Consider the following 25,332-nt stretch of genomic DNA (forward strand, 5'->3'; position numbering starts at 1 on the left):
ATCAGGGTTCGACCCGGTCGATCAGGCGTCCGCTTTCCAGACGGATCAGGCGCCGGCAGCGATGCGCCAGACGCTCGTCGTGGGTAACCAGGACCAGGGTGGTACCGCGTTCGCGGTTGAGTTCGAAGAGCAGGTCGCTGATCCGCTCGCCGGTGGCGCTGTCGAGGTTGCCGGTGGGTTCGTCGGCGAACAGCACGTCCGGCTCCGCCGCGAAGGCGCGGGCAATGGCGACCCGCTGCTGCTCGCCGCCGGAGAGCTGGCGCGGATAGTGGCCCAGGCGTTGGCCGAGACCGACTCGCTCGAGCAGTTCTCTGGCGCGCTGGCGAGCGTCGGCGCGGCCTTCCAGCTCCAGGGGCAGCATCACGTTCTCCAGCGCATCGAGGCTGTCGAGCAACTGGAACGACTGGAACACGAAGCCTACATGGGCCGCGCGGACGCGCGCCCGCTGGTCCTCGTCGAGGTCGCCGAGGGCGTGCCCGGCGAGACGGACCTCGCCGCCGCTGGGCTGGTCGAGCCCGGCGAGCAGGCCGAGCAGGGTCGACTTGCCGGAGCCGGAGCTGCCGACGATCGCCAGGCTGTCGCCGCGGGCGAGGTCGAGGGAGAGGTCGTGGAGGATGGTCAACTTGCCTTCCGCGCTACCGACAACCTTGCTAAGGTTCTGCGCGTTGAGAATGCTGGCGCTCATGGAGGTTCCGATGCGTGCATTGCTGTTGAGCGGCTGCCTGGCCCTGGTCCTGCTGACCCAGCAGGCCGCGGCGCAGACGCTGTTGGTCGTGGGCGATAGTATCAGCGCCGCTTTGGGACTGGATACCAGCCAGGGCTGGGTCGCCCTGCTGCAGAAGCGCCTCGTCGACGAGGGTTACGACTACCGGGTGGTGAACGCCTCGATCAGCGGCGACACCTCCGCGGGCGGCCTGGCGCGCCTGCCGGCGCTGCTTGCCGAGGAGAAGCCGGCGCTGGTGGTGATCGAGCTGGGAGGCAACGACGGGCTGCGCGGAATGGCGCCGGCGCAATTGCAACAGAATCTTGCCAGCATGGCGCAAAAGGCCCGGGCGGAAGGGGCGAAGGTGCTGCTGTTGGGTATCCAGTTGCCGCCGAACTACGGCCCGCGCTACATCGAGGCCTTTTCCAAGGTCTACGGCGCGGTCGCGGCGCAGGAAAAGACCGCCCTGGTGCCGTTTTTCCTCGAAGGGGTCGGCGGGGTCCAGGGGATGATGCAGGCGGACGGTATCCATCCGGCGCTCGCCGCCCAGCCGAGGCTCCTGGAAAATGTCTGGCCGACGCTGAAACCGCTGCTTTGAGACTTCCCCGGGAAACCGCTTTCGGCTAAGGTTGCGCACCCCTCAGGAGCCCCCCATGCCGCGTCCCGCCTGGACCCTCTACGCCTATCAACTGATCGAGCCCGACGATCAGCTGGACCTGTTCGCCTGTCGCGAGGTCCGGGTGCATGTGGTGGCGCGTCAGCTGGAGCTGGATACCCCGGCGGACCGCACGCTTTGCGGCAAGCTGCTGCCGGCCCGGCCACGCTGGCAGCCGCTGGAACGGGCGCGTCTACGCGACCGGCTGCTGTGTCCCGATTGCCGGAAACAACTGGAGGCGGAAAAGCGCGGGGAGCGCCTGTCCTGGTTGGTCTGAGCCCTCCCGGTGAAACCTGGCGGGGTGTTACACTGTCTTTCCTACTCTTTCATCGCACTCGCCAAGGATTCTCCGGAATGTTGTCGCGCGTACCCGTTGTCTCACTGTCTTTCGCCGCGCTGCTTTCGGCCGGCTCCGCATCGGCCCTGGAACTGCAGCTCCCGCCTCCGGGCGAGGACGTCGTCGGCCAGGTCCAGGTGATCAAGGCCAAGTACGAGGACACTTTCGCCGACCTCGGCGAGCAGTACAACCTGGGCTACAGCGAAATGGTCGCCGCCAACCCGGGCGTCGATCCCTGGCTGCCGGGCGTCGGTACCGAGGTGATCATCCCGACCCGCTTCGTGCTGCCGCCTGGCCCGCGCGAAGGCGTGGTGATCAACCTGGCCGAATACCGCCTGTACTATTACCCGAAAGGGCAGAACGTGGTGCACACCTATCCGCTGGGCATCGGCCGCGAGGGCTGGGGTTCGCCGATCGCGAACACCCGCATCACCGCCAAGACCAAGGACCCGGCCTGGTATCCGCCGGCCTCGATTCGCGCCGAGCACGCCGCCGATGGCGATCCGCTGCCGACCGTGGTGCCGCCGGGCCCGGACAATCCGCTGGGGCCGTACAAGCTGACCCTGGGCGTGCCGGGCTACCTGATCCATGGTTCGAACAAGAAGTTCGGCATCGGCACCCGCACCAGCCATGGCTGCTTCCGCATGTACAACGCCGACGTGACCCACCTGTTCTCGATGATCAGCGTCGGCACCAGCGTGCGTATCATCAACGAGCCCTACAAGTTCGGCGTGAGCAACGGCAAGGTCTACCTGGAGGCGCATACGCCGCTGAACGACCATGGCGACCCGTCGGTAGTGGACAAGCACACCGCGGTGATCAATACCCTGCTCAAGCGCGACGACCTGGCCAAGCGTATCCAGTTGAACTGGGACGTGGTCCGCGAAGTGGTGGCCTCGGAGGATGGCGTGCCGGTGGAAATCGCCCAGGAGTCGGCGCCGGCGATGACCGCGACGGTGGATAGCGATCCCACCCAGCTTACGCCCTGACGGAGAGCGTCGGGGCAGAGGCCCGCGTACCCGCAAGGGACGCGGGTTTTTTCATGCCCGGTCGGAATCGCAGGCATAAAAAAACCGGCCCCGAGGGACCGGTTTTCAACAGGTCGTGAGACCTATTACTTGCGGCTGGCTTTTTCCAGCATGCGCAGGGCACGCTCGTTAGCCTCGTCAGCGGTCTGCTGAGCTTTCTGAGCAGCGCCCAGAGCTTCGTCAGCCTTGCGATAGGCTTCGTCAGCGCGAGCCTGAGCACGAGCAGCTGCGTCTTCGGTAGCGGTCAGACGAGCTTCGGTTTCTTTGGAGTGGCTGCTGCAACCGGTGGCCAGAACAGCAGCCAGAGCCAGAGCAGAGAATTTCAGAACGTTGTTCATCGTGTTCCCCTTAAGGTGGACATTTCCATAACAGCAATCTCCCCAGCCGGGGAAATTAGCCGGCTACATACTACCCATTACTTGTAGTAAGTAAACTGACCAAGCGCAAGCCGAGCAACTTTTTTTTTAGTCCCCTCGACTTTAGCAGTAGTTGGAGTGTCGTTTGTTCAAAAAATATCCAGCGTGCGGCGCAAGTAAGCAATTTCCCGGACCTTGGGTAGAGTTGCTGCAAGAGGCGGGGGATGAGGGCTGCCGGGTTGTCGAGAATGTTCCGTCGGAGTGGCTGGCGCTTATCGACTTGGGGGAGTGGCAAGTAACAACTAAGTTGCCAGCATGTTGCCGGAAATGCCGTAAGTATTGGTGCGGAAATGAAAAAGGCCCGGCTAACTTGATTAGCCGGGCCTTCTTGCGATCTGGCGGTGAGGGAGGGATTCGAACCCTCGATACGGTTTCCCGTATACACACTTTCCAGGCGTGCTCCTTCAACCACTCGGACACCTCACCAGGTTCTCGACAGCGCCGTGTCTGTCGAGGCGCGCAATTTACTCGAACATTTCCCGCTTGGCAAATATTTTTTTAACTTTTTCATCGGCTTAGGTCGTCGAAGGAAAGTCCGCGGGGTGCCTTGGTAGACTGCCGGGCACGAAGAGGAGAGGCGGATGGCGAGCTGGGACATTTTCTGTAGCGTGGTCGACAACTATGGCGACATCGGTGTCACCTGGCGCCTGGCTCGCCAACTGGCCGCCGAGCACGGTCAGGCGGTGCGCCTGTGGGTGGACGAGCCGCAGGCCTTCGCCCGGATCTGTCCGCGGGCGGACCCGGCGGCGCACGTGCAGTGCCTGGATGGGGTCGAAGTGCGTGCCTGGGGCCGGCCGTGGGCACCGGTGGCGGCCGCCGACGTGGTGATCGAGGCCTTCGCCTGCGAACTGCCGGAAGCGCACCGGCAGGCCATGCGCGAGCGCAAGCGGCCGTCCCTGTGGCTGAACCTGGAGTACCTGAGTGCCGAGGAATGGATCGGCAGTTGCCACGCATTGCCGTCGCCGCAGGCGTGCGGGCTTTCCAAGTACTTCTTCTTTCCCGGGTTCCGCGAGCCCAGTGGCGGTCTGTTGCGCGAGGCCGGCCTGCTGGAGCGTCGGCGCCGTTTCCAGGCCTCCGTCTCGGCACAGGATGAGTTTCTCGCCTCCCTCGGCGTGCGGCGGAAGGTTGGCGAGCGACTGATTTCGCTGTTTGCCTACGAAAACCCGGCGCTGCCTGGCTGGCTGGAACAACTGCGCGACGCCCGCCAGCCGAGCCTGCTGTTGGTGCCGGAGGGGCGGGTGCTGGCGGATGTCGCCGATTGGCTGCGGGTGGCTACCCTGGCTGTCGGGGACGTCCACGTGCGCGACGCGTTGCGGGTCCAGGTGCTGCCGTTCATGGCGCAGGACGACTACGATCGCCTGTTGTGGTGCTGCGACCTGAACGCGGTGCGCGGCGAGGACTCCTTCGTTCGCGCGCAGTGGGCGGGACGGCCGCTACTCTGGCACATCTATAGACAGGAAGAGGAGGCGCACCTGGCGAAGCTCGAGGCATTCCTCGAACTCTATTGCGCCGGCCTGCCCGCCGACCTGGCGGAAGACCTGCGCACCTTCTGGCTGGCGTGGAACGCCGGCGGTGGACTTGCTGGGGCCTGGGAGGGGCTGGAAAGGCAACTGCCCGAGTGGCGTCGGGAAGCGCAGCGCTGGGCCGACGAACAGGGCATGCGTCCGGATCTTGCGGCAAGGCTGGTGCAATTTTACGCAGATTGGCTATGATACGCGGCCTGATTTTTTGTCTTTCATCCATCGGATATTCGTATGAAAACCGCTCAAGAGTTCCGCGCCGGCCAGGTTGCCAACATCAATGGCGCTCCCTGGGTCATCCAGAAGGCCGAGTTCAACAAGTCCGGCCGTAACGCTGCCGTCGTCAAGATGAAGCTGAAGAACCTGCTGACCGGCGCCGGTACCGAGACCGTGTTCAAGGCCGACGACAAGCTGGAGCCGATCATCCTCGATCGCAAGGAAGTGACCTACTCCTACTTCGCCGACCCGCTGTACGTCTTCATGGACAGCGAGTTCAACCAGTACGAGATCGAGAAAGACGATCTGGAAGGCGTGCTGACCTTCATCGAAGACGGCATGACCGACATCTGCGAAGCCGTGTTCTACAACGACAAGGTGATCTCGGTAGAGCTGCCGACCACCATCGTTCGCCAGATCGCCTACACCGAGCCGGCCGTCCGCGGCGACACCTCGGGCAAGGTGATGAAGACCGCGCGCCTGAACAACGGTGCCGAGCTGCAGGTTTCCGCGTTCTGCGAAATCGGCGACTCGATCGAGATCGATACCCGCACCGGTGAGTACAAGTCCCGCGTCAAGGCCTGATCCTTCCGTGCGACGAGAAAAAGCCCGGCATTCGCCGGGCTTTTTCGTTTCCGCTGTCCGCCGCCGCGGCGCGGAGAGGCAGAGGCTTCAGACCGACACGTTCAGGCGTACGTCGATATTGCCGCGGGTAGCGTTGGAGTAAGGGCAGACCTGGTGGGCGGCGGCTACCAGCGCTTCGGCGGCTTCGCGCTCCAGGCCCGGCAGGCTGATGTGCAGTTCGACCTCCAGGCCGAAGCCGCCGGGAATCTGGCCGATGCCGACCTTGCCGGTTATCGAGGCGTCGGCGGGAAGGGCCTGCTTGCGCTGGCCGGCAACGAACTTCAGGGCCCCGATGAAGCAGGCGGAGTAGCCGGCGGCGAACAGTTGTTCCGGGTTGGTGGCCGCGCCGCCCTGGCCGCCCAGTTCGCGCGGAGTGCTGAGTTTCACGTCGAGCACGCCGTCCGAGGATACCGCACGGCCGTCACGGCCTCCGGTGGCGGTAGCGGTTGCGGTGTAGAGAGCCTTGATGGTTTGCATGAGGGTCACCTGTCTGGATTGTGCGTTAATTTATTGCGCGCTAAGTAAGTGTGTGAAGTGAAATTTATCGCCATGTTATTTTGTGCGCAAGATAAATCGTTGGAAGATTTGGCGATAAAAACCAGACAGGTAGGTATAAGCCCCTCAATCCGGTGCTTGCAGGTTGCCGCGCAGGGCCAGCAGCTCATCCTTGAGGGCGACCAACTGTGGCAAGTCGAGGCCGGTACTCTCCAGGATGCAGGCGGGAATGCTCTCGGCCTGTCGCTGCAGGGCGCGGCCCTTGTCGGTCAGGCGCAGCAGGACTACGCGCTCGTCTTCGCTGCTGCGAGTGCGGGTAATCAGACCTTCGCCCTCCAGGCGCTTGAGCAGAGGCGTGAGCGATCCCGGGTCGGTAAGCATGCGTGCGCTGATTTCGCCCACGGTCAGGCCGTCGCGTTCCCACAGCACCAGCATGGCGATGTACTGCGGATAGGTGAGGCCGAGCGCTTGCAGCAGGGGCTTGTAGACCTTGGTCATCTGCAGCGAGGTGGAATACAGGGCGAAGCACAGCTGGTTGTCCAGCTTGAGCTGCTCGCAAGGGGTGGTGGGCAGTCGGGACATGGCTGTCTTCCAGGTAAGTAGGGCACTGTGCATGAATTTAGCGTAGTGGCTATTGGCTTTCCAGGTTTCCCGCCGGGTGGTGTCCTCAGCGCTCGCCGAGACGCTGCTGCAGGGCCTGGTCCCAGGGCGGCGGAAAGCCGAAGCGCTCGCGGAGGAAAGCCAGCAGCAGACGGGTTCGCGAACTGGCTTCGCGTTCCAGGCGCAGGGCATAGATGCAGGTGGGCTCGGCGGCGGGCAAGCCGTCGTCGCAGAACAGCGCCTGCAGTTCGCCGCGCAGCAGGTACTCGCTGCACAACCAGGTCGGCAGGTGGGCGATGCCGAGGCCGGCCAGCGCCGCGTCGACCATCGCTTCGGCGTTATTGGTGGCCAGCCGCGCCCGTTTCGGCCGCAGGTGCTGGAGCTTGCCGTCGTGCTGGAAGCGCCAGGCATAGGGTGGCGACAGGTTGTCCCAATCGATGCCGGCATGCTGCGGCAGTTCGCCTGGGGATGCGGGAACGCCGTGTTCGCGCAGGTATTCCGGGCTGGCGCAGACCACCCGCACCATCGGCGCCAGCGAGGTGGCCACCAGGCGGCTGTCGGGCAGCGGGCCGGCGCGCAACACCAGGTCGACCTCGCCGAGATGTTCGCCCTGCAGGTCGATGAAGCTGCCGATCAGGCGCAATTGCACGTCGAGACCGGGGTTGGCCTTGAGGAAGTCGGCGATCGCCGGGGCCAGGTGGCGGCGGCCGAAGGGCACCGGCGCATCGATACGGATCAGGCCCTGCGGCGCGGTGCTCAGGGACACCGCTTCGGCGCGGGCCAGGCGCAGTTCGGTGACGATCCGCCGGGCGCGGTCGGCGAAGGCCAGGCCGGCCGGAGTAGCGCGCACCGCATGGGTGGTGCGCACCAGCAGGGTGCTGCCGACGGCGCGTTCCAGGGCGTCCATCCGGCGCGCCACGGCGGACGGGGTGAGCGGGTGCTTGCGCGCCGCGGCGGAGAAGCTGCCGCCGTCGAGGACATCGAGGTAGAGAACGAACTGTTCGCTGAGGGTATCGGGCAACATGCTCATGCCTTTGCGTAGTTGGCATAGCCATTTTGCCTTCTTGTGCGTTTCCCATCCAGCCACGCTTGCCTAGCATGAAGGCGTCGAAAGGGGGCTGACATGCTGGATGTATTTCTCGATTTCCTGCTGGGGATGGTGCTCGGTTGCCTGGGCGGACTGTTCGGGATAGGCGGCGGCTTGCTGGCGATCCCGGCGCTGGGGGTGATCTTCGGTCTCGACCAGCAACTGGCGCAGGGTACCGCGCTGGTGATGGTGGTACCGAACGTGGTGCTGGCGTTGTGGCGCTACCACCAGCGCAACCGCATCGATCCGCGCCAGGCCGGAATCCTTGCCCTGACCGGCCTGCTTTGCGCGTTCCTGGCGTCCAGCGTGGCCGCGCGGATCGATGCGGCGCGGATGCGCGAAGCGTTCGTGATCTTCCTCCTGGCGCTGGCCGGCTACATGTTCTGGCGCCTGTTCCGGCGCCCGCCGCAGGGCGGCGCGACGCCGCGCTACGGTTTGCCCTGGATGGGCGTGCTGGGCCTTGGCGCGGGCTCGCTCGGCGGGCTTTTCGGGGTCGGTGGCGGGGTGCTGGCGACACCGGTGCTGACTTCGGTGTTCGGCCTCGCCCAGGTCGTCGCCCAGGGCCTCGCGCTGGCCCTGGCCGCGCCGAGCACGGCAGTGGCGCTGGGGACCTACGCGATGCACGGTCATGTCGACTGGCGGATGGGGATCCCCCTGGCGCTGGGCGGCCTGCTGAGCATTTCCTGGGGCGTGAGGCTGGCCCACGCCTTGCCCGAGCGAAGCCTGCGCATGGCTTTCTGCGCCTTCCTCGCGTTGTGCGCGGTGCTCCTGCTGGTGCGCGGTTGAGTCAGAGACGGAAGCCCTCGCCGATGTATTCGGCGAGCTTCTCGGTGACCGGTGACTGGCCGTGCGGGTTGCGCATCAGCATGATGCTGGCCGAGGGCAGGGCGGGCAGGCCCTCGCTCTCGTCGAGGATGCGCAGGTTGCCGGTGAGCAGGCTGCGCAGTTGCACGGTCACGGCGAGGCCGGCGCTGACCACCGCGAACAGCGCCGACAGGCTGGGGCTGCTGTAGGCGATGCGGTAGTCCAGTTCCGCCGCCTCCAGGGCGTTGCAGGCCCAGGCCCGGCAAAAGCAGGTGGTGTTGAACATGGCCAGCGGGATCGGCCGCTGGTCGTGGGGGCAGAAGCCCTCGGCGGCCATCCAGACGAAGGGCTCCTGGCGCAGCAACTGGCCGATCTCGGTGCCCGGCTCACGGGTGACGATGGACAGGTCGAGGTCGTTGCGCGCCAGCAGGTTGAGCGAGGTGTCGCAATGCACCTCGACCTGCACCAGCGGATAGGCTTCGGCGAAGCGCGACAGGATCGCCGGGAGGAAACGCATCACGTAGTCGTCCGGGTTGCCGATGCGCACCGAGCCGACCATGTGCGGACGGCGCAGGGTGTTGAACACCTCGCCGTGCAGCTTGAGGATCCGCCGGGCATAGCCGAGCAGCACCTGGCCTTCGGCGGTGAGGCGGGTCTGCCTTCCGTCGCGCTCGAACAGCGAGCGCTGCAGGACGTCCTCCTCTAGCCGCTTCATCTGCATGCTGACCGCCGACTGGGTGCGATTCACCGCCTCCGCGGCGCGGGTGAAACCGCCGTACTCGGCGATGGCGACGAAGGTGCGGAGCAGTTCCGTATCGATGCCGGGCTGGTAGCTCATACATCAATCTCCGAGATGGATTGCATAAGAATGATTCGTTGGATTGATCCTATGCCCGGCGGGAGACTGTGCCTATCCCGAACGGAGGGCAAGACGATGAAAGGTCAACAGGATTATTTCGGCAATCACTTCCACGCTGCATCCCATTCCGCCTCGTCGGCTGCACCGTCGTTGTGGCGCCGTTGGCGGCGCTGGCTGCAACTGGCCCGCGAGCGTCGGGAATTGCTGAGGCTGAGCGACGAGGCGCTGAAGGACCTCGGCCTGAGCCGGGCGGATATCTTCCAGGAAGGCGAGCGTCATTTCTGGGACGATCCGCTGCGTCGGCATTGAACGAACCGCCGCGGCGCGCCGGGCTGGCGCGGTGGCGGAGGCGCGATAGACTCGCAGTCTCGTTCATCGACTGGGGCGCTCCATGAGTCTTTCGCTTTCCCTCGCCGAAGCCCGCCGCCTGGCCCTGGCCGCGCAGGGCTTCGACGGCCGGCGGACGCGCCGCAGCGTGCAGCGGCGGCATCTGCGCGTAATGCTCGCGCGCCTTGGCCTGTTGCAGATCGATTCGGTGAATGCGCTGGTGCGCTCGCACTACCTGCCGCTGTTTTCCCGCCTCGGTCCCTATTCCATGACGCTGCTCGACGAGGCGGCCTGGAGTGTCGGCCGTCACCGCCAGTTGTTCGAATACTGGGGGCACGAGGCCTCGCTGCTGCCGCTGGAACACTACCCGCTGATGCGCTGGCGGATGCGCCAGGCCGCCGACGGCCAGGGCATCTACCAGCAACTGGCACGTTTCGGCCGGGAACGGCAGCCACTGATCCGCCAGGTGTTGCAGGCGGTGCGCGAGCAAGGCGCGCTGGGTGCCGGCAGCTTGAGCACGCGGCAGGAGCGGGCCGGTCCCTGGTGGGACTGGAGTGCGGAAAAGCATGCGCTGGAATGGCTGTTCGCCGCCGGCGAGCTGACGGTGGCCGGAAGGCGCGGCTTCGAGCGGCTCTATGACCTGCCGGAGCGAGTGTTTCCCGCGGAATTGCTGGCGCGTCCCGAGCTTTCGGAGGCACAGGCCCAGCGCGAGCTGTTGCGGATGGCGGCGAGCGCCCTGGGCGTGGCCACCGAAAAGGACCTGCGCGATTACTATCGGCTGAGCCCGGCGCAGAGCCGCGCGTGCCTCGCCGAACTGGTGGAGGCTGGCGAACTGCTGCCGGTCAGGGTCGAGGGCTGGAGCCAGCCGGCCTACTGCCCCGGCGAACCGCAGGTGCCGCGGCGGCTGGGCGCCAGTGCCTTGCTCTCGCCCTTCGACTCGTTGGTCTGGGAGCGGGCGCGGGCCGAGCGCCTGTTCGATTTCCGCTATCGCCTGGAGATCTACACGCCGAAGGAAAAACGCGTGTACGGCTACTACGTGCTGCCATTCCTGTACAACGGCCGTCTGGTCGGCCGCGTCGACCTCCGCGCCGAGCGGGCGCGGGAGCGCCTGGCGGTGCATGCGCTGCATGCCGAGGCGAACGGCATGGACGATGCCGCCCTGCACGAGCTGGCCGAGCAGCTGCGCAGCATGGCCGCCTGGCTGGGCCTGGCGACGGTGGCGATCGAGGGGCACGGGGAGTTGGCGGTGCGCTTGCGCGGGGTGCTGCTCTAGCGAGCGCTCCCGCCGGGCGGCGGGAGCGGCGGGGGCGCGCTCAGCGGCGCACCTGCTTCAGGGTTTCGGCGATCAGGAAGGCCAGCTCCAGCGACTGGTCGGCGTTCAGCCGCGGGTCGCAGTGGGTGTGGTAGCGGTCGCTGAGGCCGTCTTCGGTGATCGGTCGCGAACCGCCGATGCACTCGGTGACGTTCTGCCCGGTCATCTCGATGTGGATGCCGCCGGCGTAGCTGCCTTCGGCCTGGTGCACCTCGAAGAACTGGCGGACTTCGGCGAGCACGCGGGCAAAGTCGCGGGTCTTGTAGCCGCTGGAGGCCTTGATGGTATTGCCGTGCATCGGATCGGAACTCCACAGCACCTGGCGGCCCTCGCGCTGGATGGCCTGGATCAGGCGCGGCAGGTGGTCGCCGACCTTGTCGGCACCCATCCGCACGATCAGGTTGAGACGGCCCGGATCGTTGTCCGGGTTGAGGATATCGATCAGGCGGATCAGTTCCTCGCTGTCCATGCTCGGCCCGACCTTGACCCCGATCGGATTGCCTACGCCGCGCAGCATCTCGACATGAGCGCCGTCGAGCTGGCGGGTGCGGTCGCCGATCCAGAGCATGTGCGCCGAGCAGTCGTACCACTCGCCGGTCAGGCTGTCGCGGCGGGTCAGGGCTTCCTCGTAGTTCAGCAGGAGCGCTTCGTGGGCGGTGAAGAAGCTGGTTTCGCGTAGTTGCGGCGCGCTGTCCAGGCCACAGGCGCGCATGAAGGCGAGGGTCTCGTCGATGCGGTCGGCGAGTTGCTGGTAGCGCTCGGCCAGCGCCGAGTTGGCGATGAAGTCGAGGTTCCAGCGATGCACCTGGTGCAGGTCGGCGAAGCCGCCCTGGGCGAAGGCGCGCAACAGGTTGAGGCTGGCGGTGGACTGGTGGTAGGCCTGCAACAGGCGCTCCGGGTCCGGCACGCGGCTCTTCTCGTCGAAGCCGATGCCGTTGACGATGTCGCCGCGATAGGCGGGCAGGGTCACGCCGTTCTGCGTTTCGTCGCCGGAGGAGCGCGGCTTGGCGAACTGGCCGGCCATGCGCCCGACCTTCACTACCGGGCAGCCGGCGGCGAAGGTCATTACCACCGCCATCTGCAACAGTACCTTGAAGGTATCGCGGATCTTCGCCGCGGAAAATTCGGCGAAGCTTTCCGCGCAATCCCCGCCCTGGAGCAAGAAGGCGCGTCCGGCGGTAACTTCGGCGAACTGCCGGCGCAGCTCGCGAGCCTCGCCGGCGAAGACCAGCGGCGGGTATCCGGCGAGGGTCTGCTCGACCCTGGCCAGGTGCGCGGCATCGGGGTACTCGGGTTGTTGCTGGATCGGCTTGGCCCTCCAGCTCTCGGGGCTCCAGGACTGGCTCATCTACGACTCTTGGCAATGCTCGGGAAAGCGGATTGCGGCATGGTAGAGCAGCTCGCCGCAGCGCCGCCAGCGATCGTTGCAATAGCGGAAATCCATCGTCGGGCCGGCTTTGCTATGCTGCGGTGCTTTTGCCGGAGCGCCTGGCGATAGCCGGCGAAGCGGCGGAGGGAGGTGAGTGGTGAGCGAAGAACGTCTGCTGGTCGAGGAGCGCGACGAATACGGGGTCATCCGGGTCATCGAGTCCGGCGACTATCGCTTCCTCGAGTTCGGCGACGGTGTCGAGCAGAGCTGCGTGTTCATGCCCGATCCGGCCTGGCTGGAATACGACTACACCCGCGCCATGCTGCTCGGCGCGCTCTGTCATTCGCAACCGCGCCGCGCGTTGTTCCTCGGTTTCGGCGCCGGCAGCCTGACCCAGGCCTGCCTGCGCCACCTGCCGCTGGAGGAGGCCGAGGCCATCGAGCTGCGCCCGGCGATTCCGCGCCTGGCCCGCGAGCATCTGGGGCTGCGCGACGACCCGCGCCTGCGATTGCGCATCGGCGACGCACTGGAGAGCCTGGGCGAATGCGCGGAGGCCGACCTGATCTTCCTCGACCTCTATACCGATACCGGCCCGTCGGCCGCGCACCTGGCCTGGAATTTCCTCGGCGCCTGCCAGGAGCGCCTCGCCGAGGATGGCTGGCTGGTGATCAACCAGTGGAGCGGCACCGATGGCAAGCCGCTGGGCGCGCCGCTGCTGCGCGGGCGCTATCACCATCATTACTGGGAGTGTCCGGTGGCCGAGGGCAACGTGGTGATGCTGGTGCCGGCGAACCTGGCCCTCGAACTCGACCAGGAAGCCCTGCGGACGCGTGCCGCGGCGCTGGAGCCGCAACTCGGCTATTCGTTGCAGGGCTATATCGACAGCCTGCGCCCGGCCCAGTAGCCAGGGCGCGCTGACAAGGGGCCGGCTAGCGTCCTTCGAAGCGTCCCGGGCGACGTTCCTGGAGAGCGCGCAGGCCTTCCTTGGCGTCCTCGCTGTCGAGCAGGCGCCTGGCGGCTTCCGGCAACGCAGCGGCGGCGACCGCTTCGCCTTCCAGCAGGGCCTGGCGCGCCGAGCCGAGGGTGGCGCGCACGCCCAGCGGCGCCTGGGCCGCGACCCGTTCGGCGAGGGCGATGGCGTGGTCGAGGAGGTCTTCCGGGGCGGTGACCTCCTGCACCAGGCCGAGACGATAGGCTTCGTGGGCGTCGAATTCATCGCCGGTGAGCAGCCAGCGCATGGCGTTGCCCCAGCCGGCGACCTGGTGCATGCGCAGTGTCGCGCCACCGAACGGGAGGATTCCGCGCTGCACTTCGAGCTGGGCGAAGCGCGCGTTGCTGGCGCAGAGGTTGATGTCGGCCGCCAGCATCAGTTCGATGCCGATGGTGTAGCAGTAGCCTTGCACGGCTACCACCAGCGGCTTGCTTGGACGCCGGCCGCCGAAGGTGCCCCAGGGATCGACGGCGCCTTCGGGGAGTTTCCAGCCCTGGCGGAAGGTCTCGCCGACATTGGCCAGGTCCAGCCCGGCGGTGAAATGCTCGCCGTGGGCGAAGAGCAGGGCACAGCGCAACTGGTCGTCGGCCTCGTATTCGCCGAGCGCGGCGACCAGGTCGTCGAGCATCGGCAGGTCGAAGGCGTTGCGCTTGGCCACGCGGTCGAGGCCGAGCAGCAGCAGGTGGCCGCGCCGTTCGCGGCTGATGCGTCCTGGGAGGGTGTCGTTCATGCGGCGGTTTCCTGGCGGGGGGCGGGCAACGTCGGTATAGACGTCTGGAATCGGGATGTCCATTGTCAGTCTCTCCCATGACGCATATCGGAAAAAACGCACACAAACGTCAAAATTCCGGTATGATGCGCGCCGGTCAAAACCGGCCCCGTTCAGGACCTGCATTTTTCGGAGCGCTGTGCTCTGGCTGTGTATCCGCTCTGCGGATTTCCTTTACGTAATCTTCTAATTCAAAAGCAATCTCGCAAATCCCCGCCCCAGCTGCCTGGGTGGCCGTTTCGGCCGTACAGGGCATGAGCAGCCATGGGTCATGGGTCTTTGCGGATGTATACGAGGCAAACCCATGACTCAGGAAACCGTCGGCTTCGCCGCGCTCGGTATTCACCCCAATGTGCTCGCGGCAATCGTCGCCGTAGGCTACGAAGAGCCTTCGCCTATCCAGGCTCAATCGATTCCGCTGATCCTCGAAGGCCATGACATGATCGGCCAGGCGCAGACCGGTACCGGCAAGACCGCCGCGTTCGCCCTGCCGTTGCTGTCGCGCATCGACCCGAGCCGCCGCGAGCCGCAGATGCTGGTGCTGGTGCCGACCCGCGAGCTGGCCCTGCAGGTCGCCACCGCCTGCGAAACCTATTCCAAGCAATTGCCGGGCGTCGGCGTGGTCGCCGTCTACGGCGGCGCGCCCATGGGGCCGCAGCTGAAGGCCCTGCGCCAGGGCGCACAGATCCTCGTCGCTACCCCCGGCCGCCTGTGCGACCACCTGCGCCGCGACGAGAAACTGCTGGCCACCGTCCAGCGCCTGGTGCTCGACGAAGCCGACGAGATGCTCAAGCTCGGCTTCATGGACGACCTGGAAGTGATCTTCGAGGCGCTTCCCGAATCGCGCCAGACCGTGCTCTTCTCGGCGACCCTGCCGGCGTCCATCCGTGGCATCGCCGAGCGCCACCTGAAGCAGCCCAAGCACGTCAAGATCGCCGCCAAGACCCAGACCGTGGCGCGCATCGAGCAGGTCCACCTGATGGTCCATGCCGACCAGAAGGCCGGTTCGATCCAGCGCCTGCTGGAAGTCGAGCAGTTCGACGCGCTGATCGCCTTCGTCCGCACCAAGCAGGCCACCCTCGACTACGCCGAATTGCTCGAGCGCCAGGGCTACCGCGCCGCCGCGCTCAACGGCGACATGCCGCAGGCCCAGCGCGAGCGGGTCATCGAGTCGCTGAAGGACGGTTCGCTGGACATCGTCATCGCCACCGACGTTGCCGCCCGGGGCCTGGACGTACCGCGCATCACCCACGTGCTGAACATCGACATGCCGTACGACCCCGAGTCCTATGTACACCGTATCGGCCGTACCGGCCGTGCCGGCCGGGAAGGGCGCGCGCTGCTGCTGGTGACTCCGCGCGAGCGGCGCATGCTGCAGGTGATCGAGCGGGTCACCGGGCAGAAGGTCGGCGAAGTCCGCCTGCCGGATGCCGAGACCGTGCTGGAGGCCCGCCTGGCGCGCCTGGCCGCGAGCCTGACGCCCTTGCTCGACAGCGCCGTCGAGCAGCGCGGCGCGGTGCGCGACGAACTGTGCCGTCGCCTCGGCTGCGATGCCGAGACCCTGGCCGCCGCGCTGCTGGCGCGCCTGACCGCCGGCAAGGCGCTGGACCTGGAGTCGGTGCGCCGCGAACAGCCGCTGACCCCTTCGGCGCCGCGCGAGCGTGCCGACCGCGGCGAGCGCGGCGAGCGTCCGGAGCGCAGCGGCGAGCGTCGTCCGATGGCACCGCCGAGCGAAGGCCGTGCCCGCTGCCGCACCGCCCTCGGCGCGCGCGACGGGGTCGCGGCGAAGAACCTGCTGGGCGCGATCCTCAACGAGGGCGGCCTGTCCCGCGAGGACATCGGCCGCATCCAGATTCGCGATACCTTCAGCCTGATCGAGCTGCCCGAGGCCAACCTCGAGCGCCTGCTGACCAAGCTCAAGGATACCCGCGTCGCCGGCAAGGCCCTGCGCCTGCGCCGCTATCGCGAGGACTGAGGTCCAGCGTGATGAAAAAGCCCCGCTTCGGCGGGGCTTTTTCATGGGCTTGATGTTTGCTGGCCAGGCTGTTTTTCGCGCCTGCCCCGGCTTCTCGTTTCGTCACCCCGGGCGAGTCCCTTTGGCAAGCGTCCTGAAGGAAACAAAAGACTCGCCCAGCCGTCAGGGCAGGCACCAGGTCGTGCATGCCCGACCTGCACATACCGAAGCCCTGATCCGCCGCCTATCCATGACACCGCGGACAACGCCTATGGCGTTATTCGCGCTACAGGACGATATCGCTCGCGATTTCCTGGCTGCCAGCCGAGTCCACCCAGCTTGCGGCGGGAAGCCGATGCTCTCCGCCAATCCCACGAGCAGCCCTGTCAATCGAAGCGATAGATATCCATCCCCAGCGAGCCCAGGGTAAAGCCGCTGTGCTCGACGCGCATCCCGCCGCCGCCCGCGCCGCGGGCGAAGAACAGCGGCAACAGGTGCTCGTCGCTGGGGTGGTTGCGCGCCGCCCAGGGCGCCTGCCGGCGGTAGTCGTGAAGCGCGGCCTCGTCGTCGGCCTGGAGCTTTTCCACCATCCAGTCACGGAACTCCCGCGCCCAGGGCGCGATGGCCTCCGGCCCGGCGCGCCAGTCCAGTTCGCCCAGGTTGTGGGTGATGCTACCGGAACCGATCAGCAGCACGCCTTCCCCGCGCAGTTGGCGCAGGGCCTGGCCGACGCGGCTCTGCAGGGCCGGACCGAGGCGGCTCGGCAGGGACAGCTGGAGCACCGGGATGTCCGCCTGCGGGTACATCAGGCTCAGCGGCACCCAGGTGCCGTGGTCGAATGGTCGCTGTGGGTCGGCCTGGGCCGGCAGGCCGGCGGCCTGGAGTAGTTCGATCGTCCGCTGCGCCAGCGCCGGCGCGCCCTTGGCCGGGTAGCGCACGGCGTAAAGGGGCGGCGGAAAGCCGTAGAAGTCGTGCCAGATATCCGGCGCCGCGGCGCCGGTTACCCGCAGGTCGTCGCTTTCCCAGTGTGCGGAAACCACCAGGATCGCCTTCGGCCGCGGCAGCTCTGTAGCCAGGCGGCGCAGTTGTACGCCGCTGGCGCCCGGTTCGAGGGCGAGCATCGGTGAGCCGTGGGAAATATAGAGAGTCGGTAGCATGATTCACCTCGTGACTCGGATGAGCCATGTTCCTCCCTCGATCAATCGAAAACCAGTATATGTTTTTGAGGATACCTATCGATCCAGGCGTTAGGTCGCGGTCTCGCGCGCTACGCCGGTTGGGCTTTCCGCCCAGTAGCGTCGATCGTCGAGGATCGCCCGGTCACGCTCGAACGCCAGGGGCGGGCGTTCCCTGAGGAAGTCCACCGAGGTACGGATCTTGGCGTCCAGGTAGTGCCGCGGGGAGTACAGCACGAACACCTCGCGGACATGCAGTCGATGGCCCGGCAGTAGTCGCAACAGGCTGCCGTCCTGCAGCGCGCGGGCGGCGTCTCAGCCCGACGCCGGGTTGGACGTTGGGCTCCAGCCGCCGCCCAGCGCCTTGTAGAGGTTGACCAGGGTCAGCGACACCGCTTCGTCGCTGGCGACCTGCTGTTCCTGGTTGTCCAGCAGTTGCCGCTGGCTGTCGAGCACGCTGAGGAAGTCCACCGCGCCGGCGCGGTATTGCTCGCGGGCGCTCTGCAGGGCGCGGCGGTTCTGCGCCACGGCTTCGCCGAGGCGTTCCTGGCGGCGCTGGTTGGCGGCGTAGTCGTGCATCGCGTCGTCGACTTCCTGCCAGGCACGGAGCACGGTGCGCTGGTAGTCGATGGCGGCTTCCTGCTGCTGTGCCTCGCGTAGTTCCAGGCGTCCGCGCAGGCGTCCGCCTTCGAAGATCGGCAGGCTGAACGCCGGGCCGATGGCGAACTGGCGATGGTCCCAGTCGCCCAGGCTGGACAGTTGCAGGGATTCGAAACCGAAGTTGCCGTTGAGCGTGATGCGCGGATAGAAGTCGGCCTTGGCCACGCCGATGCTGGCGGTAGCGGCGTGCAGGCGCGCTTCGGCACGGCGGATGTCGGGGCGGCGCTGGGCCAGTTCGGACGGCAGGCCGACCGGCACGCTGCCCGGTGGACGCGGAATCTCCCGCGCCGGGCCGAGTTCGGCGAGCAGGCTGCCGGGGCTGGCGCCGACCAGGTAGCCGAGGGCGTTGACCAGGTGCGCCTGGTTCTTTTCCACCTCGGGCAGGCGTGCCTCCATGCTGGCCACCTGGGCCAGCGCCTGGGCTACCTCGAGGTCGGTGGCGACGCCGTTGGCCAGGCGCGTGCGGGTGAGTTCCAGGCTGCGCCGTGCGGTTTCGAGGTTGTCGCGGATGATCGCCGCACGGCTCTGTTCGCCGCGCAACTGGATATAGTCGCGCGCGGCTTCCGCCAACACCGAGACCTGCACGTCGCGCAGTTCGTTCTCGCTGGCTTCCACCGTCGCGTCGGCGGCTTCCAGCTCGCGTCGCACGCGGCCCCAGAGGTCCAGCTCCCAGGAGGCGTCGAAGCCGGCCAGGGCGTGGTTGTAGTTGCCCTTGCCGGCCTTGCCGGAAGGATCGAACAGGCCGGCGCTGGTGGTCCGCTGGCGCTGGTAGGTGCCGCTGGCGTCCACCGAGGGCAGGGCGTCGCCGCCGAGGCTGCGACGGATCGCGCGGCTCTGCTGCAGGCGCGCCGCAGCGCTGCGCAGGTCGAGGTTGGCACGCTGGACCCGTTGCAGCAGGGCGTTCAATTGCGCGTCATCGAACAGCGTCCACCATTGGGCTGCGAGCGGCGCGGCGGCGAGGTGGCTGGGATTGCCGGCCGCGGCCTGGAGCGACCATTCGCCGGGCGCAGGGCGGTCCGGGCGGGTGAAGTCGGGGCCGAGGCTGCAGGCGCCGAGCGCAAGGCTGGCAATAAGCAGGAGCGGAGTGCCTTTCATTGCTGGGCGACCTCGGCGGAGTGGGTACCGGTCGCGGTGTCGATCCGTGCTTGCACCGACATGCCTACGCGCAACTTGCCCGCCATGGCCTGGCGCGGCTCGAGAACGATCTTCACCGGGATCCGCTGGACCACCTTGGTGAAGTTACCGGTGGCGTTGTCCGGGGCGATCGGCGCGAAGCTCAGGCCGGTGGCCGGAGCGATGCTGTCGACGTGGCCGCGCAGAACCTCGCCGGGGAAGGTGTCGACGCGGATCTCCACGGCCTGTCCGGGAGAGACGTGGGTCAGTTGGGTTTCCTGGAAATTGCCGACCACGTAGGCCTGCTGCAGCGGTACCACCGCCAGCAGCGCGCTGCCCGGCGTGACATAGGCGCCGACGCGCAGTTGGCGGCGGCCGACCAGACCGTCGAAGGGCGCGCGGAGTTCGCAGTAGGAGAGGTCCAGGCGGGCCTGGTCGCGTCGCGCCTGCATGCGTTGCAGGTCGCCACGGGCCTGGCCGATGCGGGCTTCGAGAACGCCCACCTGCTTGCGCGTGGCATCCACTGCGGCCTGGCCCTCGGCCAGCCGGGCGCTGGCGGTATCGATCCGCGACTGCGCCTGCTGGGCGTTCTGCAGGCTGCCGGCGCCCTTGCTGGCGAGGGTCTGGTAGCGGCTTTGCTCGTGACGGGCGAAGACCAGCTCGGCCTGCTCGGCGCGGACCTTGGCCCGCGCCTGTTCGATCATTGCCTGCTGGCGTTGCAGGTTGGCCTCGGCATTGGCCAGGTTGGCCTCGGCACCGAGCACGTCGGCCTCGGCGGCGGCCAGGGCGGTGCGGAAGTCGCGGTCGTCGAGGCGGGCGAGCAACTGGCCGGCCTTGACCGGCTGGTTGTCCTCGACCAGCACGTCCTGGACGAAGCCGGCGACTTTCGGCGCGACCAGGGTGAAGTCGGCGTGCACATAGGCGTCGTCGGTGCTCTGCACGACCCGTGGGGCGAACAGGTGGAACAGTAGGTAGACCAGCAGGACCAGGACCAGCAGGGCGGCGAGCAGCAGGCTGCCCTTGCGCGAAGTGATGAACGACATACAGCGACCTTTCAGTGTGTGGGAGCGACCGGACGGGGCGGGTAGGCCCGTTGCGGCAGGATCGGAATCAGGATCAGCAGGGCGCAGGCCAGGCCGGCCATCGCCAGCAGCACATCGGCGTTGCCCAGCACCTGGGCCTGTTGGCGGGCCTGTTCGGCCAGGTGCTGCCAGTGCGCGCCGGAGTCGGCGCCCGGTTGCAGGCCGGCGATCTGTTGCAGGCGCAGTTCGACGGCCTGGGACGCATTGCCCAGGTGATCCACCAGGCGGTTGGAGTGGTAGTGCTCGCGGGCGGTGCCGAGGGCGCCGATCACCGCGGTGGCGACTACCCCGGAGAAGCCGCGGACGGTGTTGAACCAGGCCGAGGCGAAGGGCCCCTCGATGGGCGCGATAACGCTGGTGGAGAGCATCAACAGCGGAATCACCGCCATCGGCTGGCCGACCACCAGTAGCAGCATCGGCAGGTAGAAGTCCTCGCGCACCCAGTCCGCCGTCAGTTGGCTGAAGCTCAGGCAGGCACCGGCGCACAGGCACAGGCCGCAGGCCAGCACCCAGCGGCAGTCGACCCTCGGGATGTTGCAGAGGGCCGCCACCAGCGGCAGCGCGACGAGCTGCGGAAGGGCCACCAGCAACACCATGGGTACGCTCTGCAGGGGGCGGTAGCCGCGGATCTCGGCGAGGAATTCGGTCGGCACGCCCATGCTCGCGCCGAGCACCACCAGCACGCCGGCCAGGGTGATCAGGGCGAAGGTCAGGTTGCGGCGCTTCAGCAACTGCAGGCGGAAGAACGGCAGCGGGTGGCTCCATTCGTTGACCAGGAACAGCCCCAGCAGGAGGCTGCCGCTGCCCAGCAGCAGGCAGATCAGCGGCGACTCGAACCAGTCCAGGCGTTCGCCTTGCAGCAGACCGATCACCAGGGCGCAGATCGCCGGGAAACCGGTGAGCAGGCCGATGCCGTCGAACTGGCGGAAGCGTTCCAGGCGCACCGGGTCCTGGGGGATGCCATGGGACACCGCGGCCATCGCCACCAGGCACAGCGGAATGACCTGCCAGAACACCCACTGCCAGCCGACGTATTCGAACCAGAACGCCGCCAGTGGCAGGCCCAGGTTGGGCCCGAAGGTCGCGGTGAGGGCATAGGCGCCCAGGCCGTAGAGCTTTATCCCGGGCGGCAGGAAGCGTAGCGCCACGGTCATCAGCATCGGTGGCAGGCAGCCGGCCATCAGCCCTTGCAGGGTGCGCAGAACCAGCAGGCTCTCGAGGTTCGGCGCGAACGGACAGAGCAGGGCCAGCAGGGCGAAGCCGCCGATGGCGAAGAGCGTGAAGCGGCGCAGGGAAAAGGTCACCGAACACCAGGGCGCGAATGCCATGGCGGCGACCTGGGTGGCTTCGTAGAGCACGGTCAGCCAGGTGCCTTCATCATGGCCGATGGCGAGTGCGCCGCGCACATCGGTCATGGCGATCTCGGTGACGTGACCATTGAGACCGGCGGTGAGCGAGGCAAGCAGCACGCCGAGCAGGCCGACCACGATGCGCGCGCCGAAAGGCTGGGCGGCGGGGGCTGCGGTTGGCGTCGGCTGGCCGAGCGGGGTGGCGAGCGAAGTCATCGCGACCTCGCTGCGGCGAGGGTGGCCTGGGTGGGGAAACAAGGCATGGGCGGAAACTCTTCTGATTTCCGCCGCAGTCTAGGAGCGTCCCGGTAGTGTGAAAACTGAAATGATCGAAATGAATCAGTGCATTTTTTGCATCTTTTTCAGTTGGAGCCAAGCAGCGGATGGGGATCGTTCTGCACTTCCTCGCAAATCCGCTTGATCGTTTGCCGGAACCAGCGGTGCGCGGGATCGTTGTCGAAGCGTGGATGCCAGGCCTGGACCACCATCACGGTCTTCAACGGCACCGGGATGTCGAACTGGCGCAGGCCCAGGCCCAGTCGGTTGGCCCGCCACAGGGAGTGCTCGGCGATCGGCAACAGCAGGTCGGAACCGGGCAGGGCGAAGATCGCCGAATGGAAGGTTGCGCAGACCAGCTTGACCTGGCGGGTCACCCCCAACTCTCCCAGGGCTTGGTCCAGCGGGCCGTGGTGGAGCCCGCGGCGCGAGACGCTGATGTGGGGGAAGGCGGCGAAGCGCTGCGGGGTGATGTCCCCGTCGAAGATCGGATGCCCCTGGCGGGCCAGGCCGACGAAGCGGGTGGTGAGCAGTTGCTGGGTCTTGACCTCGGGCTCCATCCAGGACGAGGCGCCGATGTAGAGGTCGATGCGGTTCTGCCGCAGGGCTTCGTCGTCTATGTCCGATTCCGAGGCGAAGCGCAGGGTACAGCGTGGCGCTTCCTTGCTGAAAACTTCCAGTATGCGGGTGGCCAGGCCGCCGACCAGGGTGTTGTTGGAACGCAGGGTGAAGCAGCGCTCCAGCTTGTCCAGTTGGATGGTCTCGCGGGTGTTGAACAGGTCGCGGGCCTGGTCCACCAGTTGCCGGACCTGCTCCTGCAGTTCCAGGGCGTGGGGCGTGGGCACCAGCTTGCGGCCGGCGCGGACCATGATCGGGTCGCCTACCGCCTCGCGGATCCGTGACAGGGTACGGCTCATCGCCGGTGGGCTGAGGTGCATGCGGCGCGCGGCTCCGACCACGCTGCCCTCTTCGAGAAGAACGTTGAGAGCGACCAGGAGATTCAGATCGGGAAGATGCATGGAGTGGAAGTATAAGCACCCAGGCATGCGCAAGGTGCAGTATTTCGTCCTCCCAGGCGTGCGTTCGCTGCATTGCTGGATTGCGTTCGCGGTGCCTTTACGCGCACCGGTGGCTGCCGAAGAATGCCGGTGCACGCTCTATCCGAGGATTTGCCGATGTTCCATACGCTCCTGGTCGCCATCGACGGCGGCCCGCAGACCCGTCGCATTGCCGAGCTGGCGCGGCAGGCCGCCGCGCCCGGCGCGCGGGTCCACCTGCTGTGCGCGGTGGACGCCGGCTATGCGTTGCCGGGCCGGCCGACGCTGCTCGACTATCCGCCCGCCGCGCACGAGTGCGAAGAGGCCCGGCAGGTGCTCGACGAGGCCCGTGCGCTGCTAGCCGGGTGCGAGCTGGAGGTATGGGCCGAGCTGCGCGCCGGCGACCCGGTGCAGGTGATCCTGGGCGAGGCTCGGCGCCTGGGCTGCGAGCTTATCGTCATCGGCCATCGGCACCTGGGACGGCTGGAGCGCCTGCTCGATCCTTCGGTCGGCGACCGGGTGATCCGCGAGGCGCCGTGTCCGGTGCTGGTGGAAGTGCGCGAGGAAGATGCGCAGGGGAGTTGACCTGCCGGCCGATTGTCGCCACCTTGCGGTTTTTCCCACGAATGCGGAGGGCAGGATGCAGGCGGATTTTTGGCACGCCCGCTGGGCGAACAACCAGATCGGCTTCCACCTGGACGAGGTCAATCCCTACCTGATGCGCCACCTGTCGCGGCTGCGATTGCAAGCGGGCGAACAGATCCTGGTGCCGTTGTGCGGCAAGACCCTGGACCTGGCCTGGCTGGCCGCCCAGGGACTGGATGTGCTGGGGGTGGAGCTTTCGGAAAAGGCCGTGAGCGACTTCTTCGAGGAGCACGACCTGCGCCCCGAGATCGATCAACTGGGTGGTTTCCGCCGCTACCGGGTTGCCGGCATCACCCTGCTGCAGGGTGATTTCTTCGCCTTGCAGGCAGAGCACCTGGCGCAGTGCGGGGCGTTCTACGACCGCGCCGCGCTGATCGCCCTGCCGCCGGAAATGCGCGAGCGCTATGCCGGGCATCTCCAGGCGGTCCTGCCGACGCGCAGTCTGGGCTTGCTGGTCACCATCGACTACCCGCAGGCGGAGATGGCCGGTCCGCCGTTCGCCGTGCCCGACGAGGAGGTGCGTGGCTACTACGCTGGCGGTTGGCGGATCGAGGAACTGGAGCGCGGCGACGTGCTCGGCGTCAACTGGAAATTCCTCGAGCGCGGGGTGTCCTGGCTGGACGAGGCCGTCTACCTGCTGGAGAGAGGCTGAAACGGGGCGCCGCGCGGCGCCCCGTCCATTTTCAGCGGAGTTCGTCGACCAGCACCGCAAGGGTGCTCAGGACGTCCTGGCCGAGTCGCTTGGAGCGGGCGCCGGACCAGCCGGTCCCGGGCTCCGGGTTGTCGTCGTGGTCCTTGAACGGCATCTCGATGGTGAACGCCAGGCAGTCGTAGGTCTGCCCGACGAAGTTGCAGGCCAGCGCCAGGTTGGCCTGGCCCGGCGCGCTGCGTGGATAGCCATGGCGGGTCTGGAATTCGCCGCGCGCCATCAGTTCCTCGCGGAAGCGTTGCTCGAGCCGTTCCAGGCGGGGCGTATAACCCGGGTTGCCCTCGCAGCCGGCGGCGAACACATGGGGGATTTCCTCGTCGCCGTGGATGTCGAGGAACAGGTCGACGCCATGGCGCTTCATCTGTTGCTGGACGAACCAGACTTCCGGGCTGCGCTCGGCGCTCGGCTCCAGCCAGGCCCGGTTGAGATCCTGGCCGGCGGCGTTGGTGCGCAGGTTGCCGTGGAACGCGCCGTCCGGGTTCATGTTCGGCACCAGGTACAGGTCGGCCTTTTCCAGCAGGCGCTGCATTTCCGTATCGTCCGGCCGCTGCAGGCGCTCGATCAGGCCTTCCATGAACCATTCGGCCATGTGTTCGCCGGGATGCTGCTGGGCGATGACCCACAGCTTCAGGCGGCTGTCGGGATGGCGCCTGACCCGCAGCAATTCGATGTCGCGGCCTTGCACGCTGGTGCCGACGGCGAGCCGTTCGATGCCCTCGATCCCGAGCGCACGTTCGATCAGGCGGGCATGCCGTTCGCGGCTGTAGGGCTCGAAGTAGGCGAAGCGGACCTGGCTTTCCTCCGGTTCCAGCTGGAAATGCAGACCGTCGGCGTCGTACTGCGACGGTACGCGGAACCAGCGTTCGCCATCGTACGAGGCGACTGCCTGGTAGCCGCTCCAGGCATGGCTGTAGGCCGACTGTCCGGCGTTGGTCAGGGTGAAGCGGTGCTCTGTGGCGGGGATCATGTCCTCGACCTTGAAGTGGAACCACTGGAAATGCTGGCTGGCCAGGTCGGGACGGATCGCCAGGCGGATCCGGCGGGGATCGCTGGCATCGATGACCTGGATGTTGCCGCTGTCGAAATCGGCGCGGATCTGCATGGGAACCTCATCGGGCGAAATCACGGAACCCGCATGTTCCGGGGCTGGCCCGCGGCTGTCAAAGCGACCATGGATAGGTGGTTTTCCCGACATAAAAAAAGGGCGACCGATGGTCGCC

26 protein-coding genes, 1 tRNA gene and 1 pseudogene are annotated in these 25,332 nt (G+C 67.0%); 12 read left to right on the top strand and 16 right to left on the bottom strand.

Annotation, left to right across the window (positions count from 1 at the left end; genetic code table 11):
- Position 1 precedes the first annotated feature (1 nt).
- Positions 2-685: an ABC transporter ATP-binding protein gene (locus HMPREF2886_RS17895; RefSeq protein ID WP_003090949.1), complete on the bottom strand. Its 684-nt coding sequence runs from the start codon at positions 683-685 to the stop codon at positions 2-4.
- A 10-nt stretch (positions 686-695) separates the two neighbouring features.
- Here HMPREF2886_RS17895 and tesA point away from each other — a divergent pair, with 10 nt between their 5' ends.
- The 3 genes from tesA (at position 696) to HMPREF2886_RS17910 (ending at position 2,684) form a co-directional block, all read left to right on the top strand.
- Complete coding sequence (tesA, locus tag HMPREF2886_RS17900) at positions 696-1,301, top strand: esterase TesA (protein ID WP_033973918.1); 606 nt, start codon at positions 696-698, stop codon at positions 1,299-1,301.
- A 55-nt stretch (positions 1,302-1,356) separates the two neighbouring features.
- Positions 1,357-1,635 carry a hypothetical protein gene (locus HMPREF2886_RS17905; RefSeq protein ID WP_033973916.1) on the top strand — a complete coding sequence of 93 codons (279 nt, stop codon included), beginning with the start codon at positions 1,357-1,359 and terminating at the stop codon, positions 1,633-1,635.
- Positions 1,636-1,712: 77 nt separating this feature from the next.
- Entirely contained in the window at positions 1,713-2,684 is a 972-nt protein-coding gene (locus tag HMPREF2886_RS17910) for a L,D-transpeptidase family protein (RefSeq protein WP_003090946.1), read from the top strand.
- Between the two features lie 125 nt (positions 2,685-2,809).
- On the opposite strand, the gene oprI is transcribed toward HMPREF2886_RS17910, so the two are convergent.
- Together oprI and HMPREF2886_RS17920 are read right to left on the bottom strand one after the other, a co-directional pair.
- Positions 2,810-3,061 carry an outer membrane lipoprotei OprI gene (gene oprI, locus HMPREF2886_RS17915; RefSeq protein WP_003090944.1) on the bottom strand — a complete coding sequence of 84 codons (252 nt, stop codon included), beginning with the start codon at positions 3,059-3,061 and terminating at the stop codon, positions 2,810-2,812.
- Positions 3,062-3,475: 414 nt separating this feature from the next.
- Positions 3,476-3,565, bottom strand: a tRNA-Ser gene (locus tag HMPREF2886_RS17920).
- Between the two features lie 155 nt (positions 3,566-3,720).
- On the opposite strand from HMPREF2886_RS17920, the gene earP reads away from it, so the two are divergent.
- Positions 3,721-4,851, top strand: a complete 1,131-nt coding sequence (gene earP, locus HMPREF2886_RS17925; RefSeq protein ID WP_033973914.1) for an elongation factor P maturation arginine rhamnosyltransferase EarP — start codon at positions 3,721-3,723, stop codon at positions 4,849-4,851.
- A 42-nt stretch (positions 4,852-4,893) separates the two neighbouring features.
- Positions 4,894-5,460 carry an elongation factor P gene (gene efp / locus HMPREF2886_RS17930; RefSeq protein WP_003090942.1) on the top strand — a complete coding sequence of 189 codons (567 nt, stop codon included), beginning with the start codon at positions 4,894-4,896 and terminating at the stop codon, positions 5,458-5,460.
- Between the two features lie 87 nt (positions 5,461-5,547).
- Here the strand turns inward: efp and ohrR (HMPREF2886_RS17935) are convergent, their stop codons facing one another.
- The 3 genes from ohrR (HMPREF2886_RS17935) to HMPREF2886_RS17945 all read right to left on the bottom strand — a co-directional run bounded on the left by ohrR (HMPREF2886_RS17935) (position 5,548) and on the right by HMPREF2886_RS17945 (position 7,618).
- Positions 5,548-5,976: an organic hydroperoxide resistance protein OhrR gene (ohrR, locus tag HMPREF2886_RS17935; RefSeq protein WP_033973913.1), complete on the bottom strand. Its 429-nt coding sequence runs from the start codon at positions 5,974-5,976 to the stop codon at positions 5,548-5,550.
- A 144-nt stretch (positions 5,977-6,120) separates the two neighbouring features.
- Complete coding sequence (gene ohrR, locus HMPREF2886_RS17940) at positions 6,121-6,576, bottom strand: hydroperoxide stress response transcriptional regulator OhrR (RefSeq protein WP_003090940.1); 456 nt, start codon at positions 6,574-6,576, stop codon at positions 6,121-6,123.
- Between the two features lie 85 nt (positions 6,577-6,661).
- Positions 6,662-7,618, bottom strand: coding sequence for a LysR family transcriptional regulator (locus tag HMPREF2886_RS17945; protein WP_033973926.1), 957 nt, complete (start codon positions 7,616-7,618; stop codon positions 6,662-6,664).
- A 99-nt stretch (positions 7,619-7,717) separates the two neighbouring features.
- Between HMPREF2886_RS17945 and HMPREF2886_RS17950 the strand changes: the two genes are divergently transcribed.
- A complete protein-coding gene (locus HMPREF2886_RS17950; protein WP_003143723.1) occupies positions 7,718-8,467 on the top strand; it encodes a sulfite exporter TauE/SafE family protein in 750 nt (249 codons plus the stop codon).
- 1 nt (position 8,468) lies between these two features.
- Here HMPREF2886_RS17950 and HMPREF2886_RS17955 read toward each other — a convergent pair whose 3' ends face one another.
- Positions 8,469-9,323, bottom strand: coding sequence for a LysR substrate-binding domain-containing protein (locus HMPREF2886_RS17955; RefSeq protein ID WP_070747978.1), 855 nt, complete (start codon positions 9,321-9,323; stop codon positions 8,469-8,471).
- 96 nt (positions 9,324-9,419) lie between these two features.
- Here HMPREF2886_RS17955 and HMPREF2886_RS17960 point away from each other — a divergent pair, with 96 nt between their 5' ends.
- Together HMPREF2886_RS17960 and HMPREF2886_RS17965 are read left to right on the top strand one after the other, a co-directional pair.
- On the top strand, positions 9,420-9,653 hold the full coding sequence (locus tag HMPREF2886_RS17960; protein WP_033973908.1) for a DUF1127 domain-containing protein: 234 nt from the start codon (positions 9,420-9,422) through the stop codon (positions 9,651-9,653).
- Between the two features lie 82 nt (positions 9,654-9,735).
- A complete protein-coding gene (locus HMPREF2886_RS17965; protein ID WP_070747980.1) occupies positions 9,736-10,944 on the top strand; it encodes a winged helix-turn-helix domain-containing protein in 1,209 nt (402 codons plus the stop codon).
- 40 nt (positions 10,945-10,984) lie between these two features.
- On the opposite strand, the gene HMPREF2886_RS17970 is transcribed toward HMPREF2886_RS17965, so the two are convergent.
- A complete protein-coding gene (locus HMPREF2886_RS17970) occupies positions 10,985-12,331 on the bottom strand; it encodes a class II 3-deoxy-7-phosphoheptulonate synthase (RefSeq protein ID WP_003117352.1) in 1,347 nt (448 codons plus the stop codon).
- Positions 12,332-12,506: 175 nt separating this feature from the next.
- On the opposite strand from HMPREF2886_RS17970, the gene HMPREF2886_RS17975 reads away from it, so the two are divergent.
- Positions 12,507-13,256, top strand: coding sequence for a spermidine synthase (locus HMPREF2886_RS17975; protein WP_033973903.1), 750 nt, complete (start codon positions 12,507-12,509; stop codon positions 13,254-13,256).
- 25 nt (positions 13,257-13,281) lie between these two features.
- Here the strand turns inward: HMPREF2886_RS17975 and HMPREF2886_RS17980 are convergent, their stop codons facing one another.
- On the bottom strand, positions 13,282-14,073 hold the full coding sequence (locus tag HMPREF2886_RS17980) for a crotonase/enoyl-CoA hydratase family protein (RefSeq protein ID WP_003104155.1): 792 nt from the start codon (positions 14,071-14,073) through the stop codon (positions 13,282-13,284).
- Positions 14,074-14,383: 310 nt separating this feature from the next.
- On the opposite strand from HMPREF2886_RS17980, the gene HMPREF2886_RS17985 reads away from it, so the two are divergent.
- Positions 14,384-16,087 carry a DEAD/DEAH box helicase gene (locus tag HMPREF2886_RS17985; RefSeq protein WP_003119873.1) on the top strand — a complete coding sequence of 568 codons (1,704 nt, stop codon included), beginning with the start codon at positions 14,384-14,386 and terminating at the stop codon, positions 16,085-16,087.
- Between the two features lie 365 nt (positions 16,088-16,452).
- Here HMPREF2886_RS17985 and HMPREF2886_RS17990 read toward each other — a convergent pair whose 3' ends face one another.
- The 6 genes and pseudogenes from HMPREF2886_RS17990 to HMPREF2886_RS18015 all read right to left on the bottom strand — a co-directional run bounded on the left by HMPREF2886_RS17990 (position 16,453) and on the right by HMPREF2886_RS18015 (position 22,767).
- Positions 16,453-17,223, bottom strand: a complete 771-nt coding sequence (locus HMPREF2886_RS17990) for a DODA-type extradiol aromatic ring-opening family dioxygenase (protein ID WP_033938260.1) — start codon at positions 17,221-17,223, stop codon at positions 16,453-16,455.
- 90 nt (positions 17,224-17,313) lie between these two features.
- A pseudogene (locus HMPREF2886_RS17995) lies at positions 17,314-17,553 on the bottom strand (LysR family transcriptional regulator); the annotation flags it as partial.
- 3 nt (positions 17,554-17,556) lie between these two features.
- The gene (locus tag HMPREF2886_RS18000; RefSeq protein ID WP_033976066.1) at positions 17,557-18,996 is read right to left on the bottom strand and encodes an efflux transporter outer membrane subunit; all 1,440 of its coding nucleotides are present in this window, start codon (positions 18,994-18,996) and stop codon (positions 17,557-17,559) included.
- The gene (locus tag HMPREF2886_RS18005) at positions 18,993-20,057 is read right to left on the bottom strand and encodes an HlyD family secretion protein (protein ID WP_070747982.1); all 1,065 of its coding nucleotides are present in this window, start codon (positions 20,055-20,057) and stop codon (positions 18,993-18,995) included. The genes HMPREF2886_RS18000 and HMPREF2886_RS18005 overlap by 4 nt, the downstream gene beginning before the upstream one ends.
- A gap of 11 nt (positions 20,058-20,068) precedes the next feature.
- Complete coding sequence (locus HMPREF2886_RS18010) at positions 20,069-21,661, bottom strand: MFS transporter (RefSeq protein WP_012613928.1); 1,593 nt, start codon at positions 21,659-21,661, stop codon at positions 20,069-20,071.
- 146 nt (positions 21,662-21,807) lie between these two features.
- Positions 21,808-22,767 carry a LysR family transcriptional regulator gene (locus HMPREF2886_RS18015; RefSeq protein WP_079387295.1) on the bottom strand — a complete coding sequence of 320 codons (960 nt, stop codon included), beginning with the start codon at positions 22,765-22,767 and terminating at the stop codon, positions 21,808-21,810.
- 129 nt (positions 22,768-22,896) lie between these two features.
- Between HMPREF2886_RS18015 and HMPREF2886_RS18020 the strand changes: the two genes are divergently transcribed.
- Together HMPREF2886_RS18020 and HMPREF2886_RS18025 are read left to right on the top strand one after the other, a co-directional pair.
- Complete coding sequence (locus HMPREF2886_RS18020) at positions 22,897-23,343, top strand: universal stress protein (RefSeq protein WP_033976070.1); 447 nt, start codon at positions 22,897-22,899, stop codon at positions 23,341-23,343.
- Positions 23,344-23,398: 55 nt separating this feature from the next.
- The gene (locus tag HMPREF2886_RS18025) at positions 23,399-24,055 is read left to right on the top strand and encodes a thiopurine S-methyltransferase (RefSeq protein ID WP_033976072.1); all 657 of its coding nucleotides are present in this window, start codon (positions 23,399-23,401) and stop codon (positions 24,053-24,055) included.
- A 31-nt stretch (positions 24,056-24,086) separates the two neighbouring features.
- Here HMPREF2886_RS18025 and HMPREF2886_RS18030 read toward each other — a convergent pair whose 3' ends face one another.
- Entirely contained in the window at positions 24,087-25,214 is a 1,128-nt protein-coding gene (locus HMPREF2886_RS18030; RefSeq protein ID WP_033973894.1) for a M14 family metallopeptidase, read from the bottom strand.
- Positions 25,215-25,332 lie beyond the last annotated feature (118 nt).

Origin of the sequence: Pseudomonas sp. HMSC066A08, assembly GCF_001813025.1 — a bacterium.
In the GTDB taxonomy this organism is placed as follows: Bacteria; Pseudomonadota; Gammaproteobacteria; order Pseudomonadales; family Pseudomonadaceae; genus Pseudomonas; species Pseudomonas aeruginosa.